General features: G+C 70.1%; 1 protein-coding gene. It reads right to left on the bottom strand.

The window, feature by feature from the left end; all coding sequences use genetic code 11:
* Nucleotides 1-201, bottom strand: a 201-nt coding sequence (locus OP79_RS49570) for a molybdopterin cofactor-binding domain-containing protein (protein ID WP_033330122.1), incomplete at both ends; no start/stop codon positions are given.

Genomic DNA, 201 nt, shown 5'->3' with positions numbered 1-201 from the left:
GCGCAGCCCGCTGCCGAAGCCGCCGCCGACGAACGGGTTGATGACGCGCACCGAATCCGCGGGCAGGCCGAACACGGCGGCGATCTCGTCGTGCGTGCCCATCACCCACTGGGTCTTGTCCCAGACGGTGAGCTTGTTGCCGTCCCAGCGGGCGAGGGTGGCGTGCGGCTCCATCGGGTTGTGATGGTTGCGCGCCAGCTG

It is taken from the genome of Streptomyces yerevanensis, from assembly GCF_000716805.1.
Classification (GTDB): domain Bacteria; phylum Actinomycetota; class Actinomycetes; order Streptomycetales; family Streptomycetaceae; genus Streptomyces; species Streptomyces flaveus.
Note: the sequence above shows the minus strand (reverse complement) of the source record. Positions and strands in the feature narration are given on the sequence as shown.